Annotated in this window: 18 protein-coding genes; 11 read left to right on the top strand and 7 right to left on the bottom strand. The window is 63.9% G+C overall.

Annotated features, from left to right (window positions below):
- Nucleotides 1-293 precede the first annotated feature (293 nt).
- Together AC2FMM_RS12435 and argH are read right to left on the bottom strand one after the other, a co-directional pair.
- Nucleotides 294-476: a hypothetical protein gene (locus AC2FMM_RS12435; RefSeq protein WP_496682971.1), complete on the bottom strand. Its 183-nt coding sequence runs from the start codon at nucleotides 474-476 to the stop codon at nucleotides 294-296.
- On the bottom strand, nucleotides 473-1,864 hold the full coding sequence (gene argH / locus AC2FMM_RS12430) for an argininosuccinate lyase (protein WP_496796720.1): 1,392 nt from the start codon (nucleotides 1,862-1,864) through the stop codon (nucleotides 473-475). The genes AC2FMM_RS12435 and argH overlap by 4 nt, the downstream gene beginning before the upstream one ends.
- A 21-nt stretch (nucleotides 1,865-1,885) precedes the next feature.
- Between argH and AC2FMM_RS12425 the strand changes: the two genes are divergently transcribed.
- The 10 genes from AC2FMM_RS12425 to yddG all read left to right on the top strand — a co-directional run bounded on the left by AC2FMM_RS12425 (nucleotide 1,886) and on the right by yddG (nucleotide 9,879).
- Nucleotides 1,886-2,452, top strand: a complete 567-nt coding sequence (locus AC2FMM_RS12425; RefSeq protein WP_496796719.1) for a TlpA disulfide reductase family protein — start codon at nucleotides 1,886-1,888, stop codon at nucleotides 2,450-2,452.
- Nucleotides 2,453-2,533: 81 nt separating this feature from the next.
- A complete protein-coding gene (locus AC2FMM_RS12420; RefSeq protein WP_496688017.1) occupies nucleotides 2,534-2,863 on the top strand; it encodes a hypothetical protein in 330 nt (109 codons plus the stop codon).
- 59 nt (nucleotides 2,864-2,922) lie between these two features.
- The gene (locus tag AC2FMM_RS12415; protein WP_496796718.1) at nucleotides 2,923-3,309 is read left to right on the top strand and encodes a hypothetical protein; all 387 of its coding nucleotides are present in this window, start codon (nucleotides 2,923-2,925) and stop codon (nucleotides 3,307-3,309) included.
- Nucleotides 3,306-4,277 (top strand): sterol desaturase family protein, encoded by a 972-nt coding sequence (locus AC2FMM_RS12410; protein ID WP_496796717.1) that lies wholly within the window; start codon nucleotides 3,306-3,308, stop codon nucleotides 4,275-4,277. Before AC2FMM_RS12415 ends, AC2FMM_RS12410 begins: the two co-directional genes overlap by 4 nt.
- An 89-nt stretch (nucleotides 4,278-4,366) precedes the next feature.
- Nucleotides 4,367-4,558, top strand: a complete 192-nt coding sequence (locus tag AC2FMM_RS12405; protein ID WP_496711640.1) for a hypothetical protein — start codon at nucleotides 4,367-4,369, stop codon at nucleotides 4,556-4,558.
- Between the two features lie 86 nt (nucleotides 4,559-4,644).
- A complete protein-coding gene (locus tag AC2FMM_RS12400) occupies nucleotides 4,645-5,478 on the top strand; it encodes an EAL domain-containing protein (protein WP_496796716.1) in 834 nt (277 codons plus the stop codon).
- 196 nt (nucleotides 5,479-5,674) lie between these two features.
- On the top strand, nucleotides 5,675-6,850 hold the full coding sequence (locus AC2FMM_RS12395) for an acetyl-CoA C-acetyltransferase (RefSeq protein WP_496796715.1): 1,176 nt from the start codon (nucleotides 5,675-5,677) through the stop codon (nucleotides 6,848-6,850).
- A gap of 196 nt (nucleotides 6,851-7,046) precedes the next feature.
- Nucleotides 7,047-7,769, top strand: a complete 723-nt coding sequence (gene phbB, locus AC2FMM_RS12390) for an acetoacetyl-CoA reductase (RefSeq protein ID WP_496682989.1) — start codon at nucleotides 7,047-7,049, stop codon at nucleotides 7,767-7,769.
- A 299-nt stretch (nucleotides 7,770-8,068) separates the two neighbouring features.
- Complete coding sequence (locus AC2FMM_RS12385; protein WP_496682990.1) at nucleotides 8,069-9,016, top strand: transcriptional regulator GcvA; 948 nt, start codon at nucleotides 8,069-8,071, stop codon at nucleotides 9,014-9,016.
- The gene (yddG, locus tag AC2FMM_RS12380) at nucleotides 9,013-9,879 is read left to right on the top strand and encodes an aromatic amino acid exporter YddG (RefSeq protein WP_496796714.1); all 867 of its coding nucleotides are present in this window, start codon (nucleotides 9,013-9,015) and stop codon (nucleotides 9,877-9,879) included. Before AC2FMM_RS12385 ends, yddG begins: the two co-directional genes overlap by 4 nt.
- Here the strand turns inward: yddG and AC2FMM_RS12375 are convergent.
- The 3 genes from AC2FMM_RS12375 to AC2FMM_RS12365 all read right to left on the bottom strand — a co-directional run bounded on the left by AC2FMM_RS12375 (nucleotide 9,869) and on the right by AC2FMM_RS12365 (nucleotide 11,145).
- Nucleotides 9,869-10,039: a YdcH family protein gene (locus AC2FMM_RS12375; protein WP_496682994.1), complete on the bottom strand. Its 171-nt coding sequence runs from the start codon at nucleotides 10,037-10,039 to the stop codon at nucleotides 9,869-9,871. The two genes, yddG and AC2FMM_RS12375, sit on opposite strands and share 11 nt — an antisense overlap.
- 120 nt (nucleotides 10,040-10,159) lie before the next feature.
- The gene (locus tag AC2FMM_RS12370; RefSeq protein ID WP_496796713.1) at nucleotides 10,160-10,933 is read right to left on the bottom strand and encodes a tRNA1(Val) (adenine(37)-N6)-methyltransferase; all 774 of its coding nucleotides are present in this window, start codon (nucleotides 10,931-10,933) and stop codon (nucleotides 10,160-10,162) included.
- Nucleotides 10,930-11,145 (bottom strand): putative signal transducing protein, encoded by a 216-nt coding sequence (locus AC2FMM_RS12365; protein WP_496683000.1) that lies wholly within the window; start codon nucleotides 11,143-11,145, stop codon nucleotides 10,930-10,932. The genes AC2FMM_RS12370 and AC2FMM_RS12365 overlap by 4 nt, the downstream gene beginning before the upstream one ends.
- Nucleotides 11,146-11,201: 56 nt before the next feature.
- Between AC2FMM_RS12365 and AC2FMM_RS12360 the strand changes: the two genes are divergently transcribed.
- Entirely contained in the window at nucleotides 11,202-12,200 is a 999-nt protein-coding gene (locus AC2FMM_RS12360; RefSeq protein ID WP_496796712.1) for a polyprenyl synthetase family protein, read from the top strand.
- On the opposite strand, the gene AC2FMM_RS12355 is transcribed toward AC2FMM_RS12360, so the two are convergent.
- On the bottom strand, nucleotides 12,193-13,014 hold the full coding sequence (locus tag AC2FMM_RS12355) for a 4-(cytidine 5'-diphospho)-2-C-methyl-D-erythritol kinase (RefSeq protein ID WP_496796711.1): 822 nt from the start codon (nucleotides 13,012-13,014) through the stop codon (nucleotides 12,193-12,195). The genes AC2FMM_RS12360 and AC2FMM_RS12355 overlap by 8 nt on opposite strands.
- The gene (locus tag AC2FMM_RS12350) at nucleotides 13,004-14,671 is read right to left on the bottom strand and encodes a tetratricopeptide repeat protein (protein WP_496796710.1); all 1,668 of its coding nucleotides are present in this window, start codon (nucleotides 14,669-14,671) and stop codon (nucleotides 13,004-13,006) included. The genes AC2FMM_RS12355 and AC2FMM_RS12350 overlap by 11 nt, the downstream gene beginning before the upstream one ends.
- Nucleotides 14,672-14,732: the final 61 nt, after the last annotated feature.

Below are 14,732 nucleotides of genomic sequence, written 5' to 3'. Positions count from 1 at the left end.
GACATCTTGATCGAGTGTCTGCGCCAGCGCGGACACTCCGTGGCCGGCTGACAAACGCAGGCAACCGATCAGAAGGTCTTTGAAATCCCTGCCCGCGCGTAACCAGAAACGGACACTCCAGCCCCTGAGCGCGCGGGCTCTTCCACAGGCTGCGACCGCTGTGCGCTCGTGGACTCGCAGGCCGCCAGTACAGCAAGCGACAAGATCAGGCCGATCAGTTTCATATCTATGCCTTTTCCTCGGGTCACATGCGACATGGTGGCTGGCGCGCCGCTTTCAAGCAGATTGCGGGATCAAATCCCGAAAAACACGCTGATCGGCCCCTTGTGCAAGCCAACCCCGCCACCGACATAAGCGCCGCTGCTCGACACGCCCACATTGGCGTTCAAGGTCGGCTGAACGGGCTCTCCGTCGGCGCCGCAGGCTGCCAAAGCCAAGGCGGCCGCGATCAGGGCAATCACGCGCAAGGTTGTCATTTCAGCAACTCCTTCCAACGGGCGATCTGAGCCCGGACCTGGTCCGGGGCCGTACCACCGTAGGACTGGCGCGAGTTTACCGAATTCTCAACGCCAAGGACAGAATAGACATCCTGCGTGATGCCCCCGTGAACCGATTGCATGTCCTCGAGCGTCAGATCGGGCAGGTCGCAGCCCTTCTTCTCGGCCATGGCGACCAGCGATCCGGTGACGTGGTGCGCATCACGGAAGGGCAGGCCCAGCACACGCACCAGCCAGTCGGCCAGATCGGTCGCGGTGGAAAAGCCCGAGCCGGCGGCAGCGGCCAGGCTGTCGCGGTTGGCGGTCATGTCCTTGACCATGCCTTCCATTGCGGCCAGCGCCAGCATCCAGTTGTCGGCGGCGTCAAAGACCTGTTCCTTGTCTTCCTGCATGTCCTTGGAATAGGCCAGCGGCAGGCCCTTCATCACCATCATCAGCGCCGTGTTGGCACCAAAGATCCGACCCACCTTGGCGCGGATTAGTTCAGCGGCGTCGGGGTTCTTTTTCTGAGGCATGATCGACGAGCCGGTCGAGAACCGGTCGGACAGGGTGACGAAACGGAACTGGGCCGAGGACCAGATCACCAGTTCCTCGGCAAAGCGCGACAGGTGCACCGCGCAGATCGAGGCCACCGACAAAAATTCCAGCGCGAAGTCCCGGTCGCTGACCGCATCCAGCGAGTTGGCGGCGGGCCGGTCAAAGCCCAGCGCCTGCGCCGTCATGTGCCGGTCGATCGGGAAAGACGTGCCGGCCAGCGCCGCAGCACCCAGCGGGCATTCGTTCATCCGGGCGCGCGCATCCCGCACGCGGCTGAGGTCGCGGCCGAACATCTCGACATAGGCCATCATGTGGTGGCCCCAGGTCACCGGCTGCGCGGTCTGCAGGTGGGTGAAGCCGGGCATGACCCAATCGGCCCCGGCCTCGGCCTGCGCCAAAAGCGCGCGGATCAGGGCCAGCAGGCCGGATCCGGCGGCGTCTAGCTGATCGCGGACCCACAATTTGAAATCGGTCGCCACCTGGTCATTGCGGCTGCGGCCCGTGTGCAGGCGGCCTGCGGGCTCGCCGATGATCTCTTTCAGCCGCGCCTCGACATTCATGTGGATGTCTTCCAGCGCAGTCGAAAACTGGAACTCACCGCGTTCGATCTCTGACAAAACGGTGAGCAGCCCTTCCCGAATGGCCTCGGCATCACTATCACTTATGACGCCCGTGGCGGCCAGCATGGCGGCATGGGCACGCGAGCCCGCGATGTCCTGGGCCGCCATCCGTCGGTCGAACCCGATCGAGGCATTGATCGCCTCCATGATCGCGTCTGGTCCGGCGGCAAAGCGGCCGCCCCACATCTGGTTCGAGGATTGTTCGGTCATGCTGGAAAACCCGGAGTTGATATGCGCCTGTTTCGTCTGATCCCCCTTTATATGGCCCTTGCGCTGGGTGCAAATGCCGCTTTGGCCGCCGACACGCAGGCCTTGGCCGACCTGCGCGAGGGCAGTCTGAAACGCCTGATCCTGCATTCCGAGCCGAAACCGGTCTCGGACGCGGAGTACCTGCTGGAAGATGACGGCGGCACGGCCACACTGGCGGACTATCGCGGCAAATACGTTCTGCTGAATTTTTGGGCCACTTGGTGCGCACCCTGCCGCAAGGAGATGCCCCAGATCGCCGAGTTGCAGGAGGAATTCGGCGGAGACCAGTTCGAGGTTCTGACACTGGCCACCGGGCGCAACTCGCCTGCGGGGATCAAGAAGTTCTTTGACGAAAACGGCATCACCAACCTGCCCCGCCACCAGGACCCGAAACAGGCCGTCGCGCGTGAGATGGGCATCGTCGGCCTGCCGATCACCGTGATCATCGACCCCGAAGGCCGGGAAATCGCGCGGCTGATCGGCGATGCCGAATGGAACTCGGACAGCGCCAAGGCGATCATCGCGGCCTTGCTGCACCCCGAAAGCTGACCGCCTGACGGGCCTTTTGTGCTAGACTGGAACCGGCCTGAACAGGGCCGGTTTTTCATTGGCAACAGACAGGAGGCTGAGATGAAACCGGTGGTTTTGCTGATCGGCCGGCTGCCCAACGTGATCGGCGATGTGGCGCGGCAACTGGACCACCTTCCGATCCGGTGGCTGGGCGCGCATGATCCGGACGAGGTGCGGCGGCAACTGGACGCCGAACCGCGCATCGCCTGCGCGATCATGGGCGCGGGCCTCGATGACAAGGTGCGCGGCGAACTGTTGGGTATCATCGCGGCGCGGCGGCCGGATATCTGCATTCACCTCAAGGATCGCGCCTCAGGGCCCGAGGGGCTGGTGCCCTTCGTCGAGCGCGTTGTCCGACACGAACTGCTGGAGCCGCACGACGGCACCTGACGCAACGCCACCTTTGACAGGGCCTGACCCCGCTTGCACTCTGCCTGCGGGAGGACATCATGCCGCTGGAAATCCTGCTGGTTCTGGTGGTCGGTGGCATTGCCGGCATCACCGCACTGCTGCATCTGACGGGCAAATCGCGCCTGCGCGTGCTGAGCGCCGACAGCGCGCGCGCCGAATGGGTGCGCCATTTTCCCGACGACACCATCATCGACGTCACCCTGACCCATGACGGCCACGCGGCGCTGGTGCGCACCGAGACCGGGCCGGGCCTGTTGTGGTCCTTTGGCGCCGACACGGTGGCCCGCCACCTGCGCGATTTCGACTGGATCGACCACCCCGAGGGCATCGAGGTCCAGTTCCACGACTTCGCCACCCCCGGCGTCACCGTCCGCCTTGACGAAACCGAGCGCCGCCACTGGCGCCACCGGCTGGAGCCCGCATGACCGACCAGATCAGTTTTCCCGATGTCGTCCAATGGGCAGTCCCGTTCTTCATCGCCGCCATCCTGGCCGAATTTCTATGGATCGCCATGAAGGGCCGTGGCGGCCGGTATGAAACCCGCGACGCCGTGACCTCGCTGATTATGGGGGCAGGCAACATCGCGTCCGGGTTCCTGCTGGGCTTCATCGCCTATGGATTCTTCATGTGGCTGTGGAAGATCACGCCCTTGGATCTGGGCACATCGATTCCGGTGATCATCCTGTGCTTTGTGCTGGATGACCTGCGATATTACTGGGTGCACCGGTTCGGGCACCGCATCCGCTGGGTCTGGGCCAGCCATGTGAACCACCACAGCTCGCAACACTACAACCTGACCACCGCCCTGCGGCAGACCTGGACCTATACCTTCACCTTCATGATGGTCGTGCGTGCGCCGCTGATCCTGCTGGGGTTCCACCCGGCGATGGTGCTGTTCTGCGGCGGCCTGAACCTGATCTACCAGTTCTGGATTCACACCGAGGCCATCGGCAAGATGCCCCGCTTGTTCGAGGCGCTCATGAACACCCCCAGCCACCACCGCGCCCATCACGGCCGCAACGCGCGCTATCTGGATTGCAACTATGCCGGGGTGTTCATCATCTGGGACAAGCTGTTCGGCACCTTCGTCCCCGAGCAGGAGCACGACCGGGTCGATTATGGCTTGGTGCATAATATCGGCACCTTCAACCCGCTGCGCGTGGCCTTTCACGAATGGGTGGCCATTTGGCGTGACGCGACCCAACCGGGCCTGACCCTGAAACAGCGGCTGGCCTATTGTTTTGCCCCGCCGGGCTACAGCCATGACGGCAGCCGTGACAGTTCCGAGCAGATCAAAGCCAAGCACCTGGCCCGCCACCCCGAAGATCGCGGAACACCCGGTTTCGTGCAACTCGATAAAAATCTGCCCAACCAACAAGCGGAACGGGCCTGATCACGCGGCGGTGATTGCAGGCCGGCCTTGAATCTCCGCCCCCCGGAACCACATCACCTTGGGTAAATTTGCCCAACCCGGAGGTCCCGATGACACGATTCACAGCTTGCTCGACCATCGTCGGTCTGTTGGGTCTGGCCACCGCAATGCTCAGCGCACTGGCCGCGCAACCGCTGTCGGGGCTTCTCGTTCTGGGTCTGGCCGGTATGGGGTTCGGGATGCTGGGCGCTGTCATCGGCGCCGTCGTGGCAATGCAGCCAATCACCTCGTCCACCCGCTGAAGCGGCCCGCCCTTAACCGCAAATTCACCTGTTGCACGCGAAACTGAGAGGGAACCGATTTCGGTGTCTCAGAAGGATTCGGCGCGATGGGGAAAAAGGATTTGTCAGATCTGCCGGAAGGCGCGGACAGCCCGCTGAATTCGGCCGTCTCTGCGCGCGACAGATCGGCCGTACAAATGGCGACCGAGGCGGTCAGGCACAGGCAATGCCACCTGGCCTATCAACCGGTGATGCAAGCCCGGCCGCCCCACGGGGTCGCCTTCTACGAAGGGTTCATCCGCGTTCTGGATGAAACCGGCCGGGTGATTCCCGCGCGGGAATTCATGCCGCAGGTCGAAAACACCCCGATCGGGCGCGATCTGGATTGCGTGGCGCTGGAAAAAGGCTTGCGGGCAATGGCCCGCAACCCCGAAATCCGACTGGCCATCAACATGTCCGCACGCTCGATCGGCTATGCGCGCTGGTCGCGCGTGTTGGAGCGGTTTTTGAAACGCGACCCCACCATCGGCGAACGGTTGATCCTGGAAATCTCCGAGGATTCCGCCATGCAGGTGCCGGAACTGGTGATCGACTTCATGGACCGACTGCAGGGCAAGGGGGTCGCCTTCACGCTGGATGATTTCGGAGCCAGCAACTTCAGCTTCCGCCATTTCCGCGAGTTCTTTTTCGACGCCGCCAAGATCGACGGACAATTCGTGCGCGGCATCAGCACCAACCCCGACAATCAGGCGCTGGTCCGCGCCCTGATCGCTGTGGCCCGCGAATTCGAAATCCTGGTGGTCGCCGAATCGGTCGAGACCCGGGAGGACGCCGAGTTCCTGATGGCCAGCGGCGTGGATTGCCTTCAGGGTTTTCTGTTCGGCGCCCCGTCGGTCAAACCACCGTGGGAACAGAAAAGCGCCGAGAAAACCGCAAGTTGAGCGCCTCATGACCGCACCACCCCGTCCCCCGGTCGCCGTCTGAGACAAGCTGTCCGTTGCTGCACATGCAGCGTTGCGCTATTGCAGAGGGGCTGGAGCGGGGGATCACGAGGCGCTCTTGCATCGTCAGAGAGGCTCTCTGCGACCTGCGCCGTCAGATTTCCCATTAGGACCATGACGGTAAAGGAATGACTAAATGACAAACGTTGTAATCGCATCCGCCGCGCGTACGGGCGTCGGCAGTTTTGGCGGTTCGTTCGCGAACACCCCCGCACATGATCTGGGCGCGGCCGTTCTGGAAGCCGTCGTCGAACGCGCCGGGATCGATAAGGCTGAGGTGAGCGAGACCATCATGGGCCAGGTCCTGACCGCGGCACAGGGCCAAAACCCCGCCCGTCAGGCCCACATCAACGCCGGCTTGCCCACGGAAAGTGCGGCTTGGGGCATCAACCAGGTCTGCGGCTCGGGGCTGCGCGCCGTCGCACTCGGCGCTCAGCACATCCAGCTGGGCGATGCCGAGATCGTCTGCGCCGGCGGACAGGAAAACATGACCCTGTCGCCCCATGCGGCATCGCTGCGCGCAGGCCACAAGATGGGCGACATGACCTATATCGACACGATGATCCGCGACGGTCTGTGGGATGCGTTCAACGGCTACCACATGGGTCAGACCGCCGAGAACGTGGCCGAGAAGTGGCAGATCAGCCGCGACATGCAGGACGAATTCGCTGTGGCCAGCCAGAACAAGGCCGAGGCCGCGCAGAAGGCCGGCAAGTTCAAGGACGAGATCTTGCCCTTCACCATCAAGACGCGCAAGGGCGACATCGTGATGGACAGCGACGAATACATCCGCCACGGCGCCACCATCGAAGCCATGCAGAAGCTGCGCCCGGCCTTCACCAAAGACGGAACCGTGACGGCGGCAAACGCGTCCGGCCTCAATGATGGCGCGGCGGCGACCCTGCTGATGTCCGCCGACAACGCGGAAAAGCGCGGGATCGAGCCGCTGGCCCGCATCGCGTCCTACGCAACCGCCGGGCTGGACCCGTCGATCATGGGCGTCGGGCCGATCTATGCCTCGCGCAAAGCGCTGGAAAAGGCCGGCTGGTCGGTTGACGACTTGGATCTGGTCGAGGCCAACGAGGCCTTTGCCGCACAGGCCTGCGCCGTGAACAAGGACATGGGCTGGGATCCCTCGATCGTAAACGTCAACGGCGGCGCCATCGCAATCGGCCACCCGATCGGTGCGTCGGGCTGCCGGGTTCTGAACACCCTGCTGTTCGAAATGAAGCGCCGGAACGCCAAAAAGGGCCTGGCAACCTTGTGCATCGGCGGCGGCATGGGCGTTGCCATGTGCGTGGAGCGTCTCTGAGGCCGAAGCCGGGTAGCCGGCCCCGCCGTACCGCCTTTGGGGTGGCCCTTGCGCGATGGATCGCAAGGGCCACAAGGATGACGCAACCCGGCAACTCTTCTGCGGCGCGGCAATTTTCCGAAGAAAGATTATTGCGTAGCTGTAGCGGTTTTTGTAGCAACATTATCAAGCCATATTTTCAATGGAGGAGTCCTAAATGGCACGAACAGCTCTCGTAACCGGCGGCACCCGCGGCATCGGCGCGGCGATTTCCAAGGCGCTGAAGGCCGAAGGATACAATGTCGCCGCCTCGTATGCGGGGAATGACGAGGCCGCGGCCAAGTTCACCGAAGAAACCGGCATCCCCACCTACAAATGGAACGTCGCGGACTATGACGAGTCCAAGGCCGGGATCGCAAAGGTCGAAGCGGATCTGGGGCCGATCGACATCGTGGTCGCCAATGCTGGCATCACCCGCGACGCGCCGTTCCACAAGATGACCCCCGAACAGTGGCACCAGGTGATCGACACCAACCTGACGGGCGTGTTCAACACCGTCCACCCCGTCTGGCCAGGAATGCGTGAGCGCAAGTTCGGCCGGGTGATCGTAATCAGTTCGATCAACGGTCAGAAGGGCCAGTTTGCCCAAGTGAACTATGCCGCCACCAAGGCGGGCGATCTGGGCATCGTCAAGTCGCTGGCCCAAGAGGGCGCAAGGGCGGGCATCACGGCCAACGCGATCTGCCCCGGCTACATCGCGACCGAGATGGTCATGGCCGTTCCGGAAAAGGTACGCGAGGCCATCATCGGCCAGATCCCAGCCGGTCGCCTGGGCGAACCGGAAGAAATCGCCCGCTGCGTGGTGTTCCTTGCTTCCGACGATTCGCAATTCATCAACGGTTCGACCATCTCGGCCAACGGGGCGCAGTTCTTCGTCTGATCGCGCTTGAAAAACGAAATCGGGCCGACCCCTTGGGCCGGCCCTTCTTATATCCCGTAAGAACGCGCGCGCTGCGCTCAGCGGGAACCCGTGACCCATTTCCAGAAACTCCGGACCAGCGCGCCACGCTCTTGATGAGCGCGTAGAATCGCCTTTTGCGCGGCGGGGTTTGTCGTCATCTCGATCATGGCGGTCCCTTTCTGATTAAATTCAACTTGACTTGCACTAAATATGACTTTTGCTTTTAAGGGGCGCAAACGAGAGTTTTTCCCATGTCGCATAAGAATTTCTGAACCGAAATGAGTGATCGCCTTCCCCCGCTGACCGCCCTGCGCGCCTTTGACGCCGCCGCCCGACACATGTCCTTTGCCAAGGCCGCGGACGAGCTGAACGTCACGCCGGCAGCCTTGTCGTTTCAGATCAAGTCGCTGGAGGAACACCTAGGCCAGCCGCTGTTCCGCCGCCTGAACCGCGCGGTCGAACTGACCGAGGCCGGGCGGACTCTCGCCCCCGGCGCGGCCGAGGGCTTTGCCCGGCTGCAAGCCGCCTGGGCCGCGACGCGCCGGTTGCAGGACAACACGTCACTGACGATCACTGCGGGTCCGGCCCTGACGGCCAAGTGGCTGGCGCCGCGCCTTTATGAATTCGCCCGTGCACATCCCGAGATCGACCTGCGGTTCTCGGCCACCTTGCGCAACCTGGATTTCGACCGCGACGACGTGGATGTGGCGATCCGGTTCGGCTATGGGCAGGATGACGGACTGTATTCGGTTCCGGTGCGGCCCGAGTGGTTGACCCCGGTCATGACACCCGAACTGGCCGAGCGGTATCCGACGCCGCAAAGCTTGACCGAGGCGCCCCTGATCCATGACGACTCGATCGGTTTCCTGAACCCGCCCTGTGACTGGCCCGCGTGGTTCCGTGCGGTCGGGGTGGACTTCACGCCGACCCATGGCACGCATTTTTCAAACGCCGACCATGCCATCGACGCGGCGGTGGCGGGGATGGGCGTTGCGCTTGGGCGGCGGCCCATGATCATCAAGGACGTGATCGAGGGCCGACTGGTCACCCCGTTCAGGATCGCTATCGAAACCAAGGCCCGGTTCCGGTTCCTGTGCCGCAAGGGCGAAGAGACCCGTCCTCAGATCGCAGCCTTTCGCGATTGGTTCCTTGCGGAAATCGAAAAAACTGCGCACATATCCGACGGTTTCACAATCATCCCGGTCGAGGACATTTCCCCCGCATGACCAAGACCCGTGCCACCGCCGTCGGTTTTGTCGCCGTATTGTTGTGGGCCTTGCTGGCCCTGTTCACCGTTGGCTCGGCCCCAACTCCGCCGCTGTTGCTGAACGCGATCTGTTTCAGCATCGGCGGCACGCTGGGGCTGATCTGGGCATGGCGCAGCGGCGGGTTGACCCAGTTGCGTCAGATCAGCTGGAAGGTGTTCACCTTCGGCACCTTGGGGTTGTTCGGGTATCACGCGCTGTATTTCTCGGCCCTGCGCATGGCGCCTGCAGCTGAGGCAGGTTTGATCGCCTATCTCTGGCCGCTGCTGATTGTGCTGTTCTCGGGACTGCTGCCCGGAGAGACCCTGCGCGTGGGGCATCTGCTGGGGGCCTGTCTGGGCTTTTCCGGCGCCGCGCTCATCATCACCGGCGGCGGCAGCACCGGATTTCGGGCGGAATACCTGCCCGGCTATGCTCTGGCGCTGCTGTGCGCGCTGACATGGTCGGGGTATTCCGTGCTCTCGCGGCGGTTGGGCCGGACACCCACCAGCTCGGTCGCGGTATTCTGCGTGTTGACCGCGCTTGCCTCGTGGGCGCTGCATTTCGTCCTCGAGCACACAGTTTGGCCGCAAGGCACATTGGGCTGGGCCTCGACCGTCGCGCTGGGGCTGGGGCCGGTGGGGCTGGCCTTCTATGTCTGGGATATCGGAGTCAAGCAGGGAGACATCCAAATGCTTGGCACCAGTTCTTACGCGGCGCCACTGCTGTCGACCCTAGTGCTGGTTGTGGCCGGGATCGCCGCGCCCTCGTGGACGCTGGCGATCGCGGCCGTTTTGATAACCGGCGGCGCCGCGATTGCGGCGCGGGCCAGCCTCAGGCGCTGACGGAGAGACGCTCGATCTCTTCCTTCAGCTTCAGCTTCTGTTTCTTCAGTTGGGCAATGTGGAGATCGTCAATCCCGGGCGCGCGCTGGGCTTCTTCGACCTGGAGACTGAGGCTTGCGTGCTTCTTCTTCAGTTCACTCAGATGTGCGCTAACGCTCATGGCGATCCTCCTTCTCTGTTGATCTATCTGACATGGGAAGTTGACCACATCATTTCCACCCTGTCACGCCGCAGGCGCACAGAATCTGTCACAAATCCGACAATTTCGGCTGGTCTTTGCCTAAAGCTGCCCGGGCCAGCGCAGCGGCCGCCCGTGTCGCAGGACATCGGACACCGCGGGCGCATAGCTGTCCTCGTCGCGCTCATGGCGGTCGCCTTGATGCAGAATCAGCGGCGCATGCAGGCGAAACGCAGCCCGCCCGCCTTTGCGCGCGCGCAAGATCACCAATTCGGCGGCCCGTCCTCGGCGCGGCGCCAGGGGCAGGATTTCGAGCGACCCCAGCCGATCCGTGCAGGCGGCCATAAGGTCCGGCAGGCGGTCGGCGCGTTGTATCATGTGCAGATAGCCGCGCGGCGCCAGACGACGGGCCGCGGCCTCGACCCATGCGACCAGCGGGGTTTGTTCACCCAGCGCGATGCGCCGACCGGCATCCGCGGCGGCGCTGTGCGCACCGGCACGGTAATAGGGCGGGTTCGCGATGACGTGATCGAACTGAAGCTGGCGCAGCTCGGACGGCAACTGGGCCAGATCAGCGGCGTAGGCCGACAGGGCAATGCCGTTTTCGCGTGCGTTCCGCCGGGCCAGATCCGCATAGGCCGGCTGCAATTCCACACCATTCAGGCGTAGATCAGGAACCCGGGCACCGAGGCAAAGAACCGCAGCTCCGGCCCCGCACCCCAGTTCCAGCACGGACTGGCCGGGGCTGGCCGGAACCGCCGCGGCAAGCAGAACCGGATCGACCCCGGCCCGATATCCGTCGCGCGGCTGCCACAGGCGCAGGCGCCCGCCCAGAAAATCGTTGCAGGTCAGATCGGTATCGGCAAACGCGGTCATCGCCCCAAGGGAATGTCGTTGTCGCGCATTACGCGCTGCGCGCGCGAGAGATCTTCGGTCCGGACCATCAGCCTGCGGGGGAAGATGCCGATGCCGCCTTCGAGCACGCTCATATTTACGTCCATCTCAAAGCAGTCTATATCCTCGCCCTCAAGGAGAGCGGACGCAAAGGCCATGACGGTCGGATCGGTGCTGCGCAGAAGTTCTTTCATGGGGATGGATGTAAGGGCAAGGCGGGGCGAAAGTCGAGCCTTGTGACAGGAGTGTGATGGACATCGGCACGATCTCGAAACCGCATGAGCGACTGGCCGAGCTGCTGGCCGGCGAAATGGACGCGGTGAACACGTTGATCCGCACCCGCATGGCCTCGGAGCACGCGCCCCGCATCCCCGAGGTGACCGCGCATCTGGTCGAAGCGGGCGGCAAGCGCCTGCGCCCGATGCTGACCCTGGCTGCCGCGCGGCTGTTCGGCTATGACGGCGATCATCACATCCGCCTGGCCGCCACGGTCGAATTCATCCACACCGCCACGCTTTTGCATGACGACGTCGTGGACGAGAGCGCCCAGCGGCGCGGCCGGCCCACCGCCAACCTGCTGTGGGACAACAAGTCCAGCGTGCTGGTCGGCGACTACCTGTTTTCGCGCAGCTTCCAGTTGATGGTGGAAACCGGGTCTTTGCGGGTTCTGGACATTCTGGCCAATGCCTCGGCCACCATTGCCGAAGGCGAGGTGCTGCAGATGACCGCTGCCACCGACCTGCGCACCGACGAGAGCGTGTATCTGCAGGTCGTGCGCGGCAAGACCGCGGCGCTGTTTTCCGCGGCGACCGAGGTGGGCGGCGTGATCGCCGGCGCCTCCGAGGAGCAGGTTCGGGCGCTGTTCGCCTATGGCGACGCGCTGGGCATCGCCTTCCAGATCGCCGACGACCTGCTGGACTATCACGGCGACAGCGAGGCCACCGGCAAGAACGTGGGCGACGATTTCCGCGAGCGCAAACTGACCCTGCCCGTCATCAAAGCGGTTGCGCAGGCCACCCCCGAGGAACGCGCCTTTTGGGAGCGCACCATCGAAAAAGGCCGCCAGCAGGATGGCGACCTGCAACACGCGCTGGGCCTGATGCGCAAATACCGCACGCTGGACGCCACCCGCGCCGATGCGCTGGGCTGGGCCGCCAAGGCCAAGGCGGCGCTGGCGGTTCTGCCCGACCATGAAATCCGCGACCTGTTGCGGGATATGGCCGACTATGTCGTAGCGCGCCTCAACTGAGCGTCACCGCCCGGCACCACCAATCCGCCTGCGCAACGCCGATCTCGTAAGCTGCGAAATGCGCGGCCTTCATCGTTGGGTACAGCGCGAAACAGGTCGACCCCGACCCGGACATCCGCGCTAGCAGCGCATCCCGCGTACCTGACAACGCATCCAGAACATCCGCGATTTCCGGAGCAAGACCAATCGCTGCGGGCTGCAGGTCGTTGCGCTGCCCGCGCAGCCAGTCGGCGCAGTGTTCCGGCCCGTCAAACGCCGGCAGGTCGGCCGGCATTGCAGGATTGTCGTGCGCGGCCAAGGCCTTGAACACCGGCCCAGTGGGCACCGGCACACCGGGATTGACCAACAAGGCGGGAAGCGGCGGCAAAGCGACCGGGCTGATCCGGTCCCCGATGCCCTGCATCCGCGCCGCGCGGCCCAAGGTGCAGACCGGAACATCGGCGCCCAGGGCCAGCGCAATGTCCAGCGGGATCTCGGCGCCTTCGGGTGACAGAAGCCGCAAGGTGGCCGCCGCATCCGACGACCCGCCGCCAATTCCGCCCCCGTGCGGCAGCACCTTGTCCAGATGAACCCGCCCCCGCCAGCCCATCGCCTGTGCCGCCTTCCAGACCAGGTTTCTTGCGTCGGTCGGCACGCCTTCGGCATGTTCGCCAGACACCGCGATTGAAAGATCAGGGCCTGGCTCCAGGGTCAGCCTGTCGCCCAGATCGGCGAAAGCCGTCAGCGAATCCAGCAGGTGATAGCCATCGGCGCGTCGGCCGGTCACATGCAGGGTCAGGTTGATCTTGGCGGGTGCGAAACCCTCAATTGCCATTGGCGACCTTCAGCGGTTCGGCCCCCTCTTCGGCCAGCACAGCGTCGAGGCCGATCTCGAGCTTGCGGCGGATGCGGTCCGGGTCCGCCTCGCCATCGGTGTCTTCGGGGTCGATGAAGGACAGGGCGCGCTTCCATTGGGTCTCGGCCTCACGCAGGCGTCCGACGGCCCAGTAGACATCGCCCAGATGGTCGTTCACTACCGGATCCACCGGCATCAGCTCGACCGCGCGTTCCATGTGTCCGACCGCCTCGTCATAGCGGCCCAGCCGGAACAGCACCCAGCCCAGACTGTCGACGATATAACCGCTGTCGGGTTGGGCCGCCACGGCGCGTTGGATCATCTCAAGCGCCTCGTCCAGCTTTTCCCGCCGCTCGACCAGCGAATAGCCGAGGTAGTTCAGAACCTGCGGCTGATCCGGGTTCAGTTCAAGCGCCTTGCGGAAATCGGCCTCGGCCTTGTCCCAGTTCTTCAGTCGCTCGTGGCTGATGCCGCGCGCATAGTACAGAAACCAGTTGCCGTCGGAGTTCGCCTCGGTCAGTTCGATTGCGCGGTCATAGGCGGTGACGGCCGCGGCATAGTTCTCCTGCCGCCGCTGAAGGTCGGCCAGCGCGACGTGAACACCGGGCAGGTCGGGCTGCCGCGCGGCCAGGTTTTCCAGCACTTCGGCGGCGGCGTCGGTCTTACCCATCCGGGCAAGGACATCCGCCCGGCCCAGTTCGGCAACATGGAAATCACTGCTGGATGGCGGCACCATCCGATAGGCGGCAACCGCCAGATCATGCTGCTCCAACTCCTCCAGCAACTCGGCGCTGAGGAGAATGGCGTCGATGTGATCGGGCCGCAGATAGGTCGCCACGCGGGAATACAAAAGGACATAATCATGCGCCGCCTCGGTGTTCAGCGCCGCGCCGACGGTAAAAAAGACCTCGGCCACGCCGTCCTGCGCCGACCGGACATGCGTGAAAGGCAGGGTTTCCTCGGCCTGCAACCGGGCTGTATAGGCCTCGATGGTCGGATCGCTGCCCGAAGCAAAGACCGTTTCAAGGAATTGCAGCGCGTCGGCGTTGCGGTCCAGTTGCGACAGAATCTCGACTCGCGCCAGTGCCGCCCGGCGCGAGAACCGCGCGACGCGCCCCTCATCGGCGCCGAAAATCGCTTCGGCGCCTTCGAAATCACCCACCGAGGCAAGCGCCAGCGCCTTGTGATACAACGCAAATTCTCGCAGCCCGTCCTGCGCGGCGACGGTATCGAACTGCTCCATGGCCTTGGTCATCTCGCCCTGGCCGATATGCGCCCAGGCCAGCATCAGCCCGTCAACCAGCGGGCCCACGCCTTGGCTCTCGGGGTCGCGGGCCATAAGTTCGGCGAATTGCCCGCGTTGCACCAGATCGGCGGCGATGACCATGCGCGCAGCCTGATTGACGAAACCGTCGGCCTCCATCTCTTGCGCCAGGGGCAGGGCCCGTTCGATTTCGCCCAGGGCCACGCGGGCCAACAGGACGCTTTCCATCAAACGCTGATTCTGGGGATCGAATGCCAGCGCCCTGGTGTAGTATCTTTCGGCGGCGGCATAATCGCTTTCATAAATCGCCTGCCGGCCGGCCAGATAAGCCCCTGCACCGGTGTCCGCCACCGCCGAAACACTCAGAGACATTCCGAGAACCGCGGCCCATGCCGCACGATGCACCAGAGAAACCACCAAGAACCTGCCTTGT

This window comes from Ruegeria sp. BHSC043, from assembly GCF_059612985.1.
This window is presented reverse-complemented; position numbering and strand designations above follow the sequence as displayed.

What these genes read in the sequence shown, in the direction of transcription:
- AC2FMM_RS12435 (WP_496682971.1), bottom strand. Translation starts at nt 476, where the DNA reads ATGACAACCTTGCGCGTGATTGCCCTGATCGCGGCCGCCTTGGCTTTG.
- argH (WP_496796720.1), bottom strand. Translation starts at nt 1,864, where the DNA reads ATGACCGAACAATCCTCGAACCAGATGTGGGGCGGCCGCTTTGCCGCC.
- AC2FMM_RS12425 (WP_496796719.1), top strand. Translation starts at nt 1,886, where the DNA reads ATGCGCCTGTTTCGTCTGATCCCCCTTTATATGGCCCTTGCGCTGGGT.
- AC2FMM_RS12420 (WP_496688017.1), top strand. Translation starts at nt 2,534, where the DNA reads ATGAAACCGGTGGTTTTGCTGATCGGCCGGCTGCCCAACGTGATCGGC.
- AC2FMM_RS12415 (WP_496796718.1), top strand. Translation starts at nt 2,923, where the DNA reads ATGCCGCTGGAAATCCTGCTGGTTCTGGTGGTCGGTGGCATTGCCGGC.
- AC2FMM_RS12410 (WP_496796717.1), top strand. Translation starts at nt 3,306, where the DNA reads ATGACCGACCAGATCAGTTTTCCCGATGTCGTCCAATGGGCAGTCCCG.
- AC2FMM_RS12405 (WP_496711640.1), top strand. Translation starts at nt 4,367, where the DNA reads ATGACACGATTCACAGCTTGCTCGACCATCGTCGGTCTGTTGGGTCTG.
- AC2FMM_RS12400 (WP_496796716.1), top strand. Translation starts at nt 4,645, where the DNA reads ATGGGGAAAAAGGATTTGTCAGATCTGCCGGAAGGCGCGGACAGCCCG.
- AC2FMM_RS12395 (WP_496796715.1), top strand. Translation starts at nt 5,675, where the DNA reads ATGACAAACGTTGTAATCGCATCCGCCGCGCGTACGGGCGTCGGCAGT.
- phbB (WP_496682989.1), top strand. Translation starts at nt 7,047, where the DNA reads ATGGCACGAACAGCTCTCGTAACCGGCGGCACCCGCGGCATCGGCGCG.
- AC2FMM_RS12385 (WP_496682990.1), top strand. Translation starts at nt 8,069, where the DNA reads ATGAGTGATCGCCTTCCCCCGCTGACCGCCCTGCGCGCCTTTGACGCC.
- yddG (WP_496796714.1), top strand. Translation starts at nt 9,013, where the DNA reads ATGACCAAGACCCGTGCCACCGCCGTCGGTTTTGTCGCCGTATTGTTG.
- AC2FMM_RS12375 (WP_496682994.1), bottom strand. Translation starts at nt 10,039, where the DNA reads ATGAGCGTTAGCGCACATCTGAGTGAACTGAAGAAGAAGCACGCAAGC.
- AC2FMM_RS12370 (WP_496796713.1), bottom strand. Translation starts at nt 10,933, where the DNA reads ATGACCGCGTTTGCCGATACCGATCTGACCTGCAACGATTTTCTGGGC.
- AC2FMM_RS12365 (WP_496683000.1), bottom strand. Translation starts at nt 11,145, where the DNA reads ATGAAAGAACTTCTGCGCAGCACCGATCCGACCGTCATGGCCTTTGCG.
- AC2FMM_RS12360 (WP_496796712.1), top strand. Translation starts at nt 11,202, where the DNA reads ATGGACATCGGCACGATCTCGAAACCGCATGAGCGACTGGCCGAGCTG.
- AC2FMM_RS12355 (WP_496796711.1), bottom strand. Translation starts at nt 13,014, where the DNA reads ATGGCAATTGAGGGTTTCGCACCCGCCAAGATCAACCTGACCCTGCAT.
- AC2FMM_RS12350 (WP_496796710.1), bottom strand. Translation starts at nt 14,671, where the DNA reads ATGTCTCTGAGTGTTTCGGCGGTGGCGGACACCGGTGCAGGGGCTTAT.